This is a genomic window from Nostoc sp. NMS9 (genome assembly GCF_017114995.1).
GTDB lineage: Bacteria > Cyanobacteriota > Cyanobacteriia > Cyanobacteriales > Nostocaceae > Nostoc.
In genome coordinates, this window is the sequence record NZ_JABXKL010000015.1 from 190,734 (window position 1) to 205,395 (window position 14,662).

Genomic DNA, 14,662 nt, shown 5'->3' on the forward strand with positions numbered 1-14,662 from the left:
AGATTTTTTTATGAATCACCTCTAATAAATAGATAAAGCCAAGCAAATCACCAGATTAATGAATAGCAACCACAACAATTAATTGAGGAATGTAACATGAAAACCAATAAATTACAAACAGGTCTAGTTCGCAATTACCTAACAGCAATAACAGTTAGTGCACTCTTGTCACTTACTACATACATAGGTGCAGCTACTGCCCAATCCGCAGATTCTAAACACCCAGCTCCACTGCAACCTGACGATAACATCGCTGTAATCAGCAGCACAGTTCAGATTCCACAGTACTACTATGTGACCCTTGGGCCAGGTAAGGGGACATTGAATGTTGAATTTTCCGCGAATGGATTTCCTGGGGCTGGGGGAGAGATCCAAGTTACCTTGCTGAAGAATGGTAGTAATAAAAACTACAACGTAGTCGTCAAATCAACAAAAGCCGTTTTTGGTTCAGATGCAGCACAGACCGGACAAGTGACCATCCCGTTTGATGTCAAGCAGGCGAGTCAGGTGATTTTGCGTATCGACCCTCCTTCGTCAGGACTGATTGTAGCCGCAGGTCGCTACAACATAAAGGCCACTGGTGCCGTGAAATTTGCCCCAATAGATTCCAACCAAACACAGGTAGTAGGAACCTATCGTGTTCATAGCTCTATACTTGGTGAGAATGAATCCAATAAGCTGATTAAGCTAATGGCAGATGGTAAAATCCTCAGTGAGACAGGATCTACAGGCTCGTGGTCACTCTTCGATCCAAGTAGCAAAACCTACGTCTTAGAACTCGCAAGCAAACGCAGCACTCTAATATTTTGGCCAGCCGTAGGTTTTTCAGCGGAATCCACTGGCAATCCCGATTTAGAACTAGTCCGATAGTGCGATCGTTATTAGAATCTTCTCTCGATATAACAATCCTAAATGAAACAGAAACTAATGTACATTTATACCAACTTGAAGTTCTTTACCAATCACCAAGAATTTGATTTTTCTAAGCTGCATCAGTATGAACCCTGTTCGGATCTCAAATAGGATTGCTATAGGTAGAACTCGTCACAACCACTTGGGGTTTTTTCCAGTTTTGTAGGTGTGTTATCGCGTCAGCGTAACGCATCGTCAGAGATTTTCGGTGCTTAGGACTAAAGTCCATAACATACCCTACCAAATTAATAGTTAATATGGAGCAGGTTTTTCGATTTGTGTGTACACCGTAGCCGAAACTGGGAGAGGAATGAAAACGGGTTTTTTAGTATACTTTCAGACTTGACAAACATCCTCTAAATCCCCCATTGATTGCATCCTGAGTTCTCAATTCTGACTTCTCATTTAAGTTTTTCGTGGACGGCCAAAATAATTTTTTCAGTTTCTTCCCAGTTAATACATTTGTCAGTTACAGAAACACCATATTTTAATTCTTCTTTTTTACCAGTAATCGGTTGACTACCTTCATACAAGTGCGATTCCAGCATCATGCCAACAATTGATGTATTACCATCCACTATTTGCTGAATAATATTTTCTAAGACAGCACCTTGTAATTTGTAATCTTTATTGGTATTGCCGTGGCTACAGTCGATCACAATTCTCGGTGGTAAATTTGCCTTTTTTAATTTCTCTTCTACCAGTTTGACATTTGCTGGATCAAAGTTGGGTTGACTACCACCCCTTAAAATTACGTGACCGTAGCCATTACCTTTAGTTTGAAAGACGCTGACCTGTCCGTTTTGATTAATTCCCAGAAAATTATGCGGGTTTCCAGCTGATTGTAGGGCATTCAAAGCTACTTGAATATTGCCATCAGTACCGTTTTTAAAACCTACAGGCATCGAAAGCCCACTTGCCATTTCGCGGTGAGTTTGTGATTCAGTTGTGCGGGCACCAATGGCAGACCATGTAATCAGTTCACTGATGTATTGAGGTATGATTGGATCTAGTGCTTCTGTGCCAGCAGGTAATCCCAACTCTGTAATTTTTAATAGCAGCTCCCGTGCAATTAATAAACCTTTCTCTACATGGAAAGAATCATCCATATCTGGATCGTTAATTAACCCTTTCCAGCCTACGGTTGTTCTTGGTTTTTCAAAATACACTCGCATAATTAGTAGCAAGTTATCCTTGACTCGCTCGGCCAATATTTTCAATCTCTCCGAATATTCGAGCGCTGCTTTTGGGTCGTGGATTGAGCATGGGCCAACTACTATAAATTTCCTCCGATCCTGAAAATCTAGGATATGTTCTATTTCCTGCCTATATGCTAAAACTCTTTGTTCGGCTAATTGTGTTAAAGGTAATTTTGACTTGACTTCATTGGGAGTTAATAAAATGCGATCGTTCTCAATGTTAGCGTTGTCGATATTACTTAATTTGTTGTGCATGGGGATGCTTTGGCAATTCTATAGACGCACTTCAACTCAAAAGTGTAACACAAACCTATGAAATTTTAAAATAGCTTATTTTCTGCTTGACAAATTTTTAATTAAATTGTACCGAGTAAGATCATAACTAAAAAAGGGGAAATATTTCCCCCTTTTCTTTGCTATTAGACTACTGACTGAGTGGTAGTGTATATCATTACTGCCATACAAACACTTTGGCTTCGTATGGGCCCAAGTCAGTTATAATGCCATCGTCACCAGCTTCGACATCATAATTGCCTATCCACTCGTGCCATGTCCCAGCGCTAGGAAAGTTAGGAACATGATAGTCAGCTAGGAAGTTTTCTGAGAAATTTGCAATTACGACTACACGAGAACCTTCATCATTCCAACGAGTATAAGCTAATACTTTTGCCTCTGCATTTTCGTGGATAAAATCAATATTTTCCGTGTAGAGAGCATGATTACTTTTACGCAGGTTGGTTAAGCCTTTGTATGAATCAAATAAACTACGATTTAAATCATTCCCTAACAGCGTCCAATCGATTTTGGATGATTCAGGTTGTTTAGGTTTATACTCGCCAAATTCTTCTCCCATCCAAATCAAAGGCACACCAACAGCAGTCATTAAGATGGCTACTCCTAATTTAGCCCGCCGAAAGGCCTCTTCGTCAAAAATCTCACGGTTCCCCAGTTCAACCATGACATGATTATGGTCGTGGTTGGTGAGGTAATTTACTACATTGGTGGCACCCAAAAAGCCTTGGCGCTTGCAGTCAATGACATCTTTTAAACGCTCTAAATCAAATGTATCACCGCAAATATGTTCTAGAATGCAGTGATAAAAACTATCATGCCAGCAACCATCCATTGGCCCATCTACATTGGTAATGCTGGTAGTTTCAGGAATGTGTTCGGCAACATTGTAAAAAGGCTTCATGCTAGCAGTTTTTTTGGCTTCCTGAACAATCCAGTGCATAAAGTCGTAGTTAGCAATTTGCCGCGCTGCATCATAGCGAATACCATCAAGATGATATTCTCCAATCCAATAACGAATTGTCTCACCAATAAATTTCCAGGCTGGCTTAATATCTAATTTTTCGTCATAATGTTCGTAATTAAACTCAGGCCCCCAATTATTATCAGGGTCACGAGGTTCGTGATGATACCAATAATCGTGGTCAATTTGTGTTAAGGGAGCAGATGCTTCTGAGTGGTTATAAATTCCGTCAAGAATTACACGAATGCCTTTGCCATGACACTCATCAATCAATTTTTTCAATTCAGCGGTAGAACCATAACTTGATTCTGTTGCAAAGAAGTGGCGCGGATTATAACCCCAGCTATAATCACCAGGATATTCTTTAAGTGGCATCAACTCAATAGCATTAATTCCTAGTTCACACAAATAGTCTAACTTTTCAATGACGTGTTTGTATTTACCTCGTGCATAAGGATCGTCCTCGCCACCAGAAAAGTCACCGACGTGCAATTCATAAATTACCAATTCGTGGTCAGCAGGTAAAGGTTTATCATCATGTTGCCAAACATAAGTATCAGTAATCCTTTTCCCATCTTTGATCCGGATAACACCATCGTCTTTTCCACTTTGTTCATCTATATCAGTTGCATAAGGATCTGTAACATCAACCCATTGTTCTGGTTCAAAAAACCATGAATTTGACTGAATGCGGAATTTATATTTATAAACGCCATCTTCTAGTTCAACACTTGTGCGGAAATAACCATCATCACCTCTTTTCATTGGAATTTCTTGCCAATCAGAAAAAGAACCAATTAATGCGGCTCCTTTGTTGTAAGGTGCAAATAAATTAAATTCAATTGGCTTTGCCATAGAAGTGTTTGTAATATCAAGGGTTGATAGAAATATTCTCTGATGCTCAATTGAATTTGAAAATAGCTCTAGAGAAATAATTAGATCGCGAGTGCTTCTATCTTCAGGAATAATTTATGAATCGTTTATAAAACTTAACCGTATTTTTTTGATTTTTGGCTGTTTATAGTATTTGTTTATTAACTAAAATACGGATTTACTATCCTGCAAAGATTGTCTATAAAAACTAATCTTTTTTAAAATATTGCATATAACTGCAAAAAATATTAAATAAAACAACAGTTTTTCTAATGTTCAAATACAGTACATTTTTGGTAAAAAACATACTATTTTTACCAAAAATATACAGCAAAATTACTCTTTTTTGTTATTAGCTTGTTGCAGATAACTTAATAACCAATTCGCTGCTGTCGCCCTGCGAGTTTGCCGAGGACCAAATTCACCAATTTTGTAACCTTTGAAACCCAGCTTTTCTTTTAGCATTTGTTTATTTTCAGCAGGAATGGAACGAGTCAATTTGACAGTTGCGGGGCGAGATTCAATGAAATCTGGTGGTTGTGGGTACTCATTATGCCACTCTGGTGCAACTTGGTTAGTGTCCCATTGTGCAATTGAGGAGTCATAGCGATAACCTAAATAATGCCATAGCAACTGGTTGACTGTGGCATCATCAAGTTTATCGTCAAGAATTGCCCAAATTGTTTCTGTATTAAGTGGTGGCAAGTTAGACATAAACAATTCAAAATTCCAAGTGGAAAAACTGGCTACTGATTAAATTACAGCAGTTTTCAGGTATTTAGACTAGGACTTAGATGGGGAGTAGGGTAGTTCAATTACTTGAAAAGCGCTAGAAATGCACAAAAACTAGTAGGTATTAAGAAAGACCGGAATTAATTTCGCTAGCTGGAGTTAAAAACAGATTGTGTATACACAAACTAGGTAGACTGGAAATCGTAAAGATTAGACTAGTCTATGCAGAATTCCACAGCACTGCCAAAGATTATCCGCGCCCATGTATTCATTTCTGGCCGAGTCCAAGGAGTAGGTTATCGCTATTCCACTGTGGATACAGCTAGGCAATTGGGATTAACCGGTTGGGTGCGGAATCTCCCCGATAATCGAGTAGAGGCAGTTTTTGAAGGGGCGCGAGAGGTTGTAGATGACATGGTTCGCTGGTGTCACTCTGGGCCACCTGCTGCTGTGGTTAAAGATGTTGTGGTTGAATATGAGGAACCGGAAGGGTTGCGAGGATTTGAAGTTAAGCGAGTTGAGTAGGGAGTTAACAAGGGCACAGGAAAGAAAAACTATCCCCTGTGCCCAATAAACTATGCTGAAGTGACCTGTATACTCGTGGGTTTTTCCTGTTCATCCCTTGAAGCAGTTTACCGCCTGTGAAAAATTTTGATTACAATGCAGATGTCCACTAGGCGGCGTGCTGTCTATCCACGTAAATCCAGAAGATACTCAATGAGTAATCAATTAAAAGACTACAATCCCAGCGGCGTAGGTGAAATAAATGGCAACCTCTTAGGTTTGCCCTGCGATTATGAGTCTGCAAACTTGATTGTCTTTGGTGTGCCGTGGGAAGTCACTGTTTCCTATGGTGCTGGCACTGCTAATGGCCCACAGCGAATTCTAGATGCTTCGACTCAACTAGATTTGTTTGATTTCGATCACCCTGATGGTTGGAAGCAGGGAATTTTTATGGAAGAAATTCCCCAAGATATTTTAGAGAAGAACACATACTACCGCGCTTTGGCAGCAAAAATTATCGGGCGATTAGCCCAAGGTAAACAACTTTCAGATACACCTGATTTAACATCTGTCCTCACAGAAATTAATCAGGCTGGTCAACAGGTTAATCAATGGCTGTTTGAAAATTGTCAGGCAGCAATTAATAATGGTAAACGAGTTGCAGTTCTAGGTGGAGATCACAGTTCGCCTTTAGGTTATTTCCAAGCATTAGCAGCTAAATACCCAAACTATGGCATTTTGCACATTGATGCCCACGCAGATTTACGCGATGCTTATGAGGGATTTGAGTTTTCCCATGCGTCGATTATGTTTAATGCGATGAAAATACCGCAAATTTCTAAGTTAGTACAGGTAGGTTTGCGTGATATTAGTCATGATGAAGTGCAAATGATTGACCAATCTGATAGTCGCATTATTGCTTACTACGACCCAGCTATTAAGCAAAAGCTTTACTCTGGCACAACTTGGATTGATTTATGCCGAGAAATTATCAGTCATTTACCTGAGTATGTTTATATTAGCTTTGATGTAGATGGTTTAGATCCAAAACTCTGTCCGAGTACGGGTACTCCTGTTCCAGGTGGGTTGGAATTAGAGCAAACTTTTTGTCTGTTCCGAGAATTGGTCAATAGTGGGAGAAAAATTATTGGCTTTGATATTTGCGAAGTCGGTGATGCGGAGTGGGATGGTAATGTTGGAGCGCGAGTAGTTTACAAGCTGGCAAATTTGATGGATTTATCAAACAGAATTCAGGAGTCATATCTGTCCGGTTAACGTTAATTTTAATGTCTCTCACTAGGCTAATATCCTAAAATAGGATAAATTTGCATACATCACGATTTGAAGAGCTGGAAGAATCAATGAGCCGACCTGATCCAGAAGCTAGTTCTACAGTAACCTTGAAAAGTAAAGCTACCAGTACAGTTGGTCGCGGAAAGGTCGTTAGCCTAAACACCAAACTTAACTTTTCCGAATGGAGAGATGAATACGTTGCTTTATTTCTAGGTAATAGCCTTGAACATTATAAAGATTGGGAGCAGCCTACTGTAATCGTTTCAGATGGTGCTTATGGTATTCTTGGTTTTGAAGGAGACACATCCGATCATATTGATTTGCCCAGTTGGTATCAGCCTCATATTGAGGAGTGGTCAAAAGCAGCAATGCCATCCACAACACTCTGGTTTTGGAACTCAGAAATTGGCTGGGCTGTGGTACATCCAATTTTAGAAAAGTATGGTTGGCGGTATATTAACTGCAATGTTTGGAATAAGGGCAAAGGTCACATTGCAGGGAATGTTAACACAGAAAAAATTCGCAGATTTCCGGTGGTTACAGAAGTTTGTGTTCAATATGTAAAAGAAGTTAGAATTAACGAACTTATCTTAAAAGCCTGGTTACTGAAAGAATGGAAACGGTCTAGATTACCGTTGCGACGAGCAAACGATGCGTGTGGAGTGGTGGATGCCGCCACTAGGAAATATTTTGATCAAGGACATTTATGGTACTTTCCACCTCCAGAGATGTTTGAAAGGCTAGTCAATTATGCAAATGAGCATGGTAGCGCTGAAAGAAAACCTTATTTTTCTTTAGATGGCAATCAACCCTTAACAGGGCAAGAATGGAGTAAAATGCGGTCAAAGTTTAGATGTCCTCATGGTTTTACCAATGTATGGGAACGCCCAGCTCTACGAGGTGATGAAAGAGTTAAAACAACCTCTGGGAAGGCGTTGCATCTTAACCAGAAGCCTCTCGATTTGATGAACATAATTATTGAATCATCAAGTGATGAATATGATGTAGTTTGGGAACCTTTTGGTGGACTGTTTAGTGCTTCTTTAGGCGCCCGGAAACTTAGCCGCAAAGCCTACTCTTGTGAAATTGATCCAGATTATTTCTATTATGGAGTCCAGCGATTTAATCAAGAAGTTCATCAATGCTCTCTTCTCTGATCTCTAAATACTCCTGTAGTGATTTTGTTATAGTGTCTTCTCGGCGGCTTGATAGAATCCTGTTCCATTGCCCAACTGTCATGCCAGAAACTTCAACGTTATAAACACGTTTCTTAAATTTCTCAATGCCGGGATGCACAATTCTGTCTATCTTCGCAAAGTTAGTGTCTAGCCTGTATTTATATCTTATTAATAACTCCCGTAGAAGGTGCTGATATTCCCTAGTTGGCTTGTAAATCTTAGCTTCAGCCCCCCACGAGTCAACCATTTTCTGAGCCTCTAAAAACTCAGTGGCAGAACCTTGAAACTTATAGCCACTGGTGTTCGTTTGCTGTAGGTTTGCTGTCCTTTGAGTTGTATCTTCTGGCTCTAAAACAAGATAGTCTGGCGGATTATGGTAATGAGTGTCTCTAGCTAGAGCTACTGACAAGCCAGATACAACGCACACATCTAAAATACGAGGTTTTCCGTAAATAATTTTCTCAGGTAGCCATGCCAACATCGCAACGTGAGTTTGATCAAACTGAAAGTGATTCTGGCTATCTTTGAATCGCGCTGTTATCTCTGTTGCCAATGGAAACCATGCTTTAATCTCTAATCCTGGTGTTGGTTGAACGTTTCCCACAAAGATAGCGTCAGGGAATCCAGGATCTTGCCTCTGCCATGTTCCAAATTCAGCAAAATCATCCTGCTTATTTAAGAACTCAACAGTGTTAAATTCGATTAGATTTCCAAGTAATGGTGAAAGCTTCGAGATCACTTTAGCTAAATTGACTGCTGCATTCACTGTCACGGGTTTAGATATGTCTAAAACATCAAATGTATGCCCCGATAAATTAGCTAAATACTGAGATGCGAGTCTGATTACATCTTGTGTGTTCATAATTTTTCTTCACAAGATGTTTCAGATATTTGTTGTTCAACCTTCCTAAGAATGGCACAAGGGTCTACGCCAATTACGTGAGTAACTATGATAAACTCGACGACATCCAAGCGTCGCTCACCATTCTCATATTTAGCAACAAAAGATTGCGGTTTTTGAAGAGATTTAGCAAGAGATTCCTGAGTAAGTTGTGCTTCCTTGCGAGCCGCAATCATACAGCGCCGGAATATATCATACTCATGGTTGGAGATAGATTTCATCGGGCTTTGGCTTTAGCACTAGGTGTATGTCAAGTACAATAAACCTATTTTCGGATAATCCCAAAACAGGATAACAGATGCGTTGGCTAAAGAAGAAATCTCACCTCTAAGTATGAGCATGATTTTTAAACTATACGGTTTAGTTTGCCTTTGGTGTCAGCAAGGCTATATCTACGCTTAATAGGAATTTGGGTTCATTGCAATGATACAGCTTTATTTGAGCGTTTTGATTGAGTGGATTTTTCTCAGAATTTGTATAAGGAACAAACAAACAGTATATTAGCGTCTGTCTTTATATCTCTTTGACAACATAGAGACTAAACTAATTCCAACTAATAAAGTTCTAGAATTATATACTTTTTTGTCTATTCGTGGCTGGATACTATTTCTTTGTTTTATTTTACTATGAAAATTATGCTGAAAAACTACTTTAACACCAATCAAGCGCGAATTTTCACTGCTTTGATTTTGACTGGTATTTTGTCTGTTGGTAGCGGTTTAACACTTGTCAAAGGTGCGACGGGCGCTTCTGCGAATTTATCTCTAGAAACAAGCAATGAAGTTCTTAAAGACAATATTAAACCAAACCGCTTGCCACGTCCAGTAGCTAATGCAGTATTGCGAGATTTAGCCCGCAGGCAGGGAATTTTTACTAGACAACTGCAAATTATTGACTACAATCAACAGACTTGGCGCAATGGTTGCTTGGAACTGCCTCAAGCTGATGAATTCTGCACCCAAGCCTTAGTTCCTGGTTGGCGGATTGTGGTATCTAATAGCAAAGAAAATTGGGTTTATCATACCAATAACAATGGGCGATCGCTACGTTTGGCTTCGGCAAACACTCCCTCAGAAAATCTGCCAGATCAATTACCTATATCTGTAAAAAATGCGGTTTTACAAGCCGCATCTAGACGTTTGCAACAGCCAATTTCTCAGTTAACCATTATTGAGGCTCAACAGCAAACCTGGAGAGATAGCTGTTTAGAATTAGCTAATGCTGATGAATTCTGTACCCAAGCTTTGGTATCAGGCTGGCGGGTGGTTGTCGGTGCAGTTGACCAAACCTTGGTTTATCATACCAATCAAACAGGTTCTGCACTCAGGCTGAATCAAAAGGCTAACGAAACTACACTGGAGCCTGTGCAAATTCCAGCTAGTGAGTTACCACCACCGTTAGATCGAGATATAATATTTCGCCAAATCTCCAGTGGGGGTTTTGCTGGCAGAACCGATGAGACTGTTTTACTCAAAGATGGGAGACTGATTCGCGTGCGGATTGGTGATGCTAATGATTCTGAACGTAGTGTTCGCCGTGTTTCTGTGCAACAGGTACAACAATTTGTGCGATCGCTAAAACGTTCTCAGTTTAGTAAATTTCGGAATTTGAGTTACCCAGCCCCCAGTGGTGCTGCTGATTATATCACCTACACCCTCACCAGTCAAGAAGGTACGGTTCAGTACAATGATATTTCTCAAAATAACCTGCCAAAGAATTTACAGACAGCAGTCAAAGCTTGGAATCAAATAGTAGCCAGCGCACAATCATAAACTTCATTGATGGAATTGAAGAACAAGAGAGTGGCGGGAACCTAGTTACAGACTCGCCACTCTCTTATAAAGTAACGGGTTTCAAATTTCTCAGATGCTGGCGATGTCTACGACGGGCTACGCCTACGCACTATCTTGAAAAATCAACTTTCAAGATAGCGAAACTAATGAAAGGTGTTTTCAGCAATATGTTAGTTGCAATACTAATCTAACTCACCGTTTTGTAAAATACCAGATAGGATTAAAATTAAATATGAAGGCAACTATTAAGTATCATCTGCTCAAACATCAATATTATATTAAATTGTCAATCCTCCAAAAGAAGTATATTAAAAATATTAATCAAGCTTATTTAGTTTAAATTGATGGGTAAGCAAGTTTGTAGTAAGGACTAAAGTGTTTATTATCAAACCTCTTGCACTAGCTTAGACATTGCACTAGTACAGCACAACGGAAATCTAGCTACTATCTCAATTAACTAGATAAGTTGCTCTGAACAACTTGTTAAAGGTAGGCAAACTTCCGCCACAGCGAACTAGTCGTTTTTGCTCAACTATACTCGATTGATGTGAAATAATAGCACACTTAATCAAGTAATATAAACTTAGTAAAAAACTGAGTAATAGTAACTTATATAAATTTTGGAAAAACAGGCTTGTATATTAATCAAACATTTGAAATAATAGCTAAAATAATCCTTATTAGTACTGAAATTATTAATTATAAATTATGATTACTGAGTTATTAGTTATCACTATGATAGCGCCATCTAGCAAAAATTAGCACAACAACCCAAAAAAACGAATCTGCTATCAAGTACTTTAATCTCATACAGAAATTACATGGAACAAGTAATTACTTCAATGGCAGATGCTTTGTTAGTAACCAATAATTCAGGAAAAATAAAAAAAGTAAATCGTGCTGCTCAACAATTATTTGGTTTTCAGGAAGAAGAATTAATAAATCAACCAATATCACTAATCATTGATGAGGATCAATTTTTAATTAAAGCTATTTATCAACATTCTTATTTAAAGCGTAATTTCCAGAATATAGAAGTAGTTTGTCGAACAAAAACTAGAGAAAAACTGTTGATTGCTTTTTCTTGCTCAGTGATTCCAAAAAAAACAGAAGGACTAGAAGATATTGTCTACATTGGTCGGGATATTACTGCTTGGCAACGCCGGGAACAGCGTACAAGTGCCCAGTATTCTATTACTCGCATATTATCAGAATCACAGAGCATAAAGCAGGGAATTCCACAAATTTTGCAGTCGATTTGTCAAAACTTGGGATGGGATTTAGGCGAACTTTGGACACCAAACCAATATATTGGCACTTCGGTAGAAGGAGATAGTCTCAATGCAGTACTAAGGTGTGTAGAAATTTGGTCAAGTCGATTAGTTTCTGTCCGAGAGTTTAAAGCAATCACCTGGCAAATTACTTATACACCTAGTGTTGGCTTACCTGGTCGAATTTGGATCAGACGTTTGCCTTTGTGGATTAAAGATATCACAGTAGATGGAGATCAAAGGCGATCGCTACCAGCTGCGGAGGCTGGATTGCACGCAGCTTTTGGCTTCCCGATTTTAGACGATAGTGAAATCTTAGGAGTGATGGTTTTCTTTAGCCGGGAGTTACTATCAAAAGATAAAGACCTATTGCAAATGATGGGTTCTATTGGTAGCCAAATTGCCCAATTTATCAAACGCAAACAAGCAGAAGATGCTCTTGTAGAAAGTGAAGAACGATATCGAGATTTATTTGAAAATGCTAATGACTTGATTCAATCTGTCAATCCATCTGGTCGTTTTTTGTATGTCAATCGTGCATGGAAAGAAACTTTGGGATATAGCGAAGCGGAAATTGCGAATATGAGTATTTTCGATATTATACATCCAGAGTTTAAACAAAGCTGTTTGCAAAGATTTTATCGGGTGCTATCAGGAGAAAAGCTTGGGCAAGTAACAGCCATATTCGTTACTAAAGACGGTCAAACAATCTTTCTAGAAGGTAATATTAATTGTAAATTTGTTGAAGGTCATCCTGTTGCGATTCGCGGCATTTTTCGCAATGTAACCCAGCGAGTAGCGGCAGAAGAAGCACTTCGCTATCAGCAGAAAGAAACCGAACGTTTATTGCTGAATATTTTGCCAGTCGCAATTTCTAGAGAACTGAAAGAACAACCAGCTAGCATTGCCAAAGACTTTGCTGATGTCACAGTTTTATGTGCAGATATCGTCGGCTTGACCGAAATTGCTACTTCTATGAGTGCAATTCAACTGCTGAACCTACTCAACCCAATTTTCTCAGTTTTTGATCGCCTCACCGAACGATATAGTTTAGAGAGAATCAGAACTATTAACGATGCTTATGTAGTGGTTGGTGGCTTACCTACATGCCGCCAAGATCGTGCTCAATCGATCGCTCTGATGGCACTAGATATGCAAACTGCGATCGCTCTATTTAATACTGAGAATAACCAAAATTTCAGCATCCGTATCGGCATCCATAGCGGTTCGGTAGTGGGGGGAGTAATTGATCTGAATAAGTTTACTTATGAACTCTGTAAAGACATAGTAAACATCGCTAACTGTATGGAATCCCAAGGTAGTGCTGGTAAAATCCAGGTTACAGAAAATACTTATAAGTGCTTGTGTGATGAATTTGTATTTGAAAAACAAGGCGAAATTGAAGTTAAAGGCAAAGGGAAGATGACAACTTATTTGTTGATTGGACGGAAGAGATGAGGGCATTGGGAAAGAGGAGGCAGGAGGCAGAAGTTTTTTAATTTTGAATTTTGAATTTTGAATTGATTTCTCCCCCTGCTCCCCTACCTATTCCCTAGTGAGTATTCGGAATCAACCGCCCACAGGGATAAGTTGCTGTTTGCTGTGAAGCACTTTCAGCAACTGCTGCTGGAACCTGATCCGATGGTCGGGTTTTGGCTGCTAGATAGTCTTTTTGCAGTTTCTCGAAAATGGCTTCTCGCCTGTCATACAGACGCTTCAGGGGACGAGGCTGGCATTTGTTTAACACATACGCTGTCACCAGTGGTAGAGCGATCGTGCTATCGGTATAACAAACGATTGTGTTAGGTAACTCATCCGGGTCAATCTTACCCCAACTGACAGCTTCCGATGGGGTTGCTCCAGATAAACCGCCTGTATCTGGACGTGCATCGGTAAACTGCACAAAGTAATCGTGTCCTCGTTCTTCTAACCCTAAAACCTCGTGAAGTTGGGGTTGAGTTTGTAGCAAAAAGTTTTTAGGACTACCGCCACCGAGAATTACAGCCGCACTTTTACCTCCTGATTCACGGGCATTATATGCGATCGCAGCCGTCTCATTCACGTCAATTGATGGATCTATCACCAACTGCGAACCTTCCAATGCTAAAGCCGCCACGTTCATCCCAATTGAGCTATCTCCTGGAGAAGACGTATAAATCGGTACACCATATTCATAAGCTGTAGCTAGCAAGCAGGAATGCTGCACACCCAATTGCTTTTCTACTTCTCGAACATATTTACCTAGTAAATGGTGAAATTCAGCCGTTCCCATCCGCTTTTGAAACGCTTCTCCTTGGAGAATCTTGCGGATGAACGCATCAGTTTCTAGAAGCACATCGTAACCAAAGATAATGTCATAAATGCGGATCGTGCCTTCTTGACGCAGTTTCACATCATCCAAAAACGGATTACCAGCAAAGAGTTCAAAACCCAAACCATAGTGCATATCGTGGTAAAGATTTGCACCAGTGCTAATCATCCAATCAATAAAGCCGTTGCGAATTAAAGGTGCAAGTGCTGAAACCCCAAATCCTGCTGGCGTCATCGCACCAGAAAGGCTAACGCCCACCGTGACACCTTCCGTTAGTACATCACGACTCAGTAGTTGGCAGATTTCCCGCAACCGCGCTGAGTTGTAAGCGGTGAAGTATTGATCGATCAAATCCACTACATTGATATCATTTGATATCGGTGTAGGTGCAATTTTTTGACCCAGCTGTTTAGACATTTTGGCACTCCCGAACAGTAACG

At 39.8% G+C, this 14,662-nt stretch carries 12 protein-coding genes; 6 read left to right on the forward strand and 6 right to left on the reverse strand.

The window, feature by feature from the left end; translation table 11 throughout:
- Positions 1 to 96 precede the first annotated feature (96 nt).
- Complete coding sequence (locus tag HWQ40_RS05980; RefSeq protein WP_292775575.1) at positions 97 to 870, forward strand: hypothetical protein; 774 nt, start codon at positions 97 to 99, stop codon at positions 868 to 870.
- Between the two features lie 443 nt (positions 871 to 1,313).
- Here the strand turns inward: HWQ40_RS05980 and HWQ40_RS05985 are convergent, their stop codons facing one another.
- The 3 genes from HWQ40_RS05985 to HWQ40_RS05995 all read right to left on the reverse strand — a co-directional run bounded on the left by HWQ40_RS05985 (position 1,314) and on the right by HWQ40_RS05995 (position 4,953).
- On the reverse strand, positions 1,314 to 2,366 hold the full coding sequence (locus tag HWQ40_RS05985) for a 3-deoxy-7-phosphoheptulonate synthase (protein WP_292775577.1): 1,053 nt from the start codon (positions 2,364 to 2,366) through the stop codon (positions 1,314 to 1,316).
- A 196-nt stretch (positions 2,367 to 2,562) separates the two neighbouring features.
- Complete coding sequence (locus tag HWQ40_RS05990) at positions 2,563 to 4,221, reverse strand: alpha-amylase family glycosyl hydrolase (RefSeq protein ID WP_292775580.1); 1,659 nt, start codon at positions 4,219 to 4,221, stop codon at positions 2,563 to 2,565.
- Between the two features lie 354 nt (positions 4,222 to 4,575).
- Entirely contained in the window at positions 4,576 to 4,953 is a 378-nt protein-coding gene (locus tag HWQ40_RS05995; RefSeq protein WP_292775583.1) for a DUF1823 family protein, read from the reverse strand.
- A gap of 240 nt (positions 4,954 to 5,193) precedes the next feature.
- On the opposite strand from HWQ40_RS05995, the gene HWQ40_RS06000 reads away from it, so the two are divergent.
- The 3 genes from HWQ40_RS06000 (at position 5,194) to HWQ40_RS06010 (ending at position 7,925) form a co-directional block, all read left to right on the forward strand.
- On the forward strand, positions 5,194 to 5,496 hold the full coding sequence (locus HWQ40_RS06000; RefSeq protein ID WP_292775585.1) for an acylphosphatase: 303 nt from the start codon (positions 5,194 to 5,196) through the stop codon (positions 5,494 to 5,496).
- Between the two features lie 192 nt (positions 5,497 to 5,688).
- Positions 5,689 to 6,750, forward strand: a complete 1,062-nt coding sequence (gene speB, locus HWQ40_RS06005; RefSeq protein WP_292775588.1) for an agmatinase SpeB — start codon at positions 5,689 to 5,691, stop codon at positions 6,748 to 6,750.
- An 86-nt stretch (positions 6,751 to 6,836) separates the two neighbouring features.
- Positions 6,837 to 7,925, forward strand: a complete 1,089-nt coding sequence (locus tag HWQ40_RS06010) for a DNA methyltransferase (RefSeq protein ID WP_292775590.1) — start codon at positions 6,837 to 6,839, stop codon at positions 7,923 to 7,925.
- Here HWQ40_RS06010 and HWQ40_RS06015 read toward each other — a convergent pair.
- Together HWQ40_RS06015 and HWQ40_RS06020 are read right to left on the reverse strand one after the other, a co-directional pair.
- Positions 7,891 to 8,808: a hypothetical protein gene (locus tag HWQ40_RS06015; RefSeq protein ID WP_292775592.1), complete on the reverse strand. Its 918-nt coding sequence runs from the start codon at positions 8,806 to 8,808 to the stop codon at positions 7,891 to 7,893. The genes HWQ40_RS06010 and HWQ40_RS06015 overlap by 35 nt on opposite strands.
- Positions 8,805 to 9,068, reverse strand: coding sequence for a helix-turn-helix transcriptional regulator (locus HWQ40_RS06020; RefSeq protein ID WP_292775594.1), 264 nt, complete (start codon positions 9,066 to 9,068; stop codon positions 8,805 to 8,807). The genes HWQ40_RS06015 and HWQ40_RS06020 overlap by 4 nt, the downstream gene beginning before the upstream one ends.
- Before the next feature lie 405 nt (positions 9,069 to 9,473).
- Between HWQ40_RS06020 and HWQ40_RS06025 the strand changes: the two genes are divergently transcribed.
- Positions 9,474 to 10,619 carry a hypothetical protein gene (locus HWQ40_RS06025; RefSeq protein WP_292775596.1) on the forward strand — a complete coding sequence of 382 codons (1,146 nt, stop codon included), beginning with the start codon at positions 9,474 to 9,476 and terminating at the stop codon, positions 10,617 to 10,619.
- Positions 10,620 to 11,461: 842 nt separating this feature from the next.
- Positions 11,462 to 13,369: an adenylate/guanylate cyclase domain-containing protein gene (locus HWQ40_RS06030; RefSeq protein WP_366933921.1), complete on the forward strand. Its 1,908-nt coding sequence runs from the start codon at positions 11,462 to 11,464 to the stop codon at positions 13,367 to 13,369.
- Positions 13,370 to 13,463: 94 nt separating this feature from the next.
- Here the strand turns inward: HWQ40_RS06030 and speY are convergent, their stop codons facing one another.
- Positions 13,464 to 14,639 carry a deoxyhypusine synthase gene (gene speY / locus HWQ40_RS06035; protein ID WP_292775598.1) on the reverse strand — a complete coding sequence of 392 codons (1,176 nt, stop codon included), beginning with the start codon at positions 14,637 to 14,639 and terminating at the stop codon, positions 13,464 to 13,466.
- Positions 14,640 to 14,662 lie beyond the last annotated feature (23 nt).

Bases quoted from the DNA above. Each gene is read 5' to 3' on its own strand.
- HWQ40_RS05980 (WP_292775575.1), top strand. From the start codon at position 97: ATGAAAACCAATAAATTACAAACAGGTCTAGTTCGCAATTACCTAACA.
- HWQ40_RS05985 (WP_292775577.1), bottom strand. From the start codon at position 2,366: ATGCACAACAAATTAAGTAATATCGACAACGCTAACATTGAGAACGAT.
- HWQ40_RS05990 (WP_292775580.1), bottom strand. From the start codon at position 4,221: ATGGCAAAGCCAATTGAATTTAATTTATTTGCACCTTACAACAAAGGA.
- HWQ40_RS05995 (WP_292775583.1), bottom strand. From the start codon at position 4,953: ATGTCTAACTTGCCACCACTTAATACAGAAACAATTTGGGCAATTCTT.
- HWQ40_RS06000 (WP_292775585.1), top strand. From the start codon at position 5,194: ATGCAGAATTCCACAGCACTGCCAAAGATTATCCGCGCCCATGTATTC.
- speB (WP_292775588.1), top strand. From the start codon at position 5,689: ATGAGTAATCAATTAAAAGACTACAATCCCAGCGGCGTAGGTGAAATA.
- HWQ40_RS06010 (WP_292775590.1), top strand. From the start codon at position 6,837: ATGAGCCGACCTGATCCAGAAGCTAGTTCTACAGTAACCTTGAAAAGT.
- HWQ40_RS06015 (WP_292775592.1), bottom strand. From the start codon at position 8,808: ATGAACACACAAGATGTAATCAGACTCGCATCTCAGTATTTAGCTAAT.
- HWQ40_RS06020 (WP_292775594.1), bottom strand. From the start codon at position 9,068: ATGAAATCTATCTCCAACCATGAGTATGATATATTCCGGCGCTGTATG.
- HWQ40_RS06025 (WP_292775596.1), top strand. From the start codon at position 9,474: ATGAAAATTATGCTGAAAAACTACTTTAACACCAATCAAGCGCGAATT.
- HWQ40_RS06030 (WP_366933921.1), top strand. From the start codon at position 11,462: ATGGAACAAGTAATTACTTCAATGGCAGATGCTTTGTTAGTAACCAAT.
- speY (WP_292775598.1), bottom strand. From the start codon at position 14,639: ATGTCTAAACAGCTGGGTCAAAAAATTGCACCTACACCGATATCAAAT.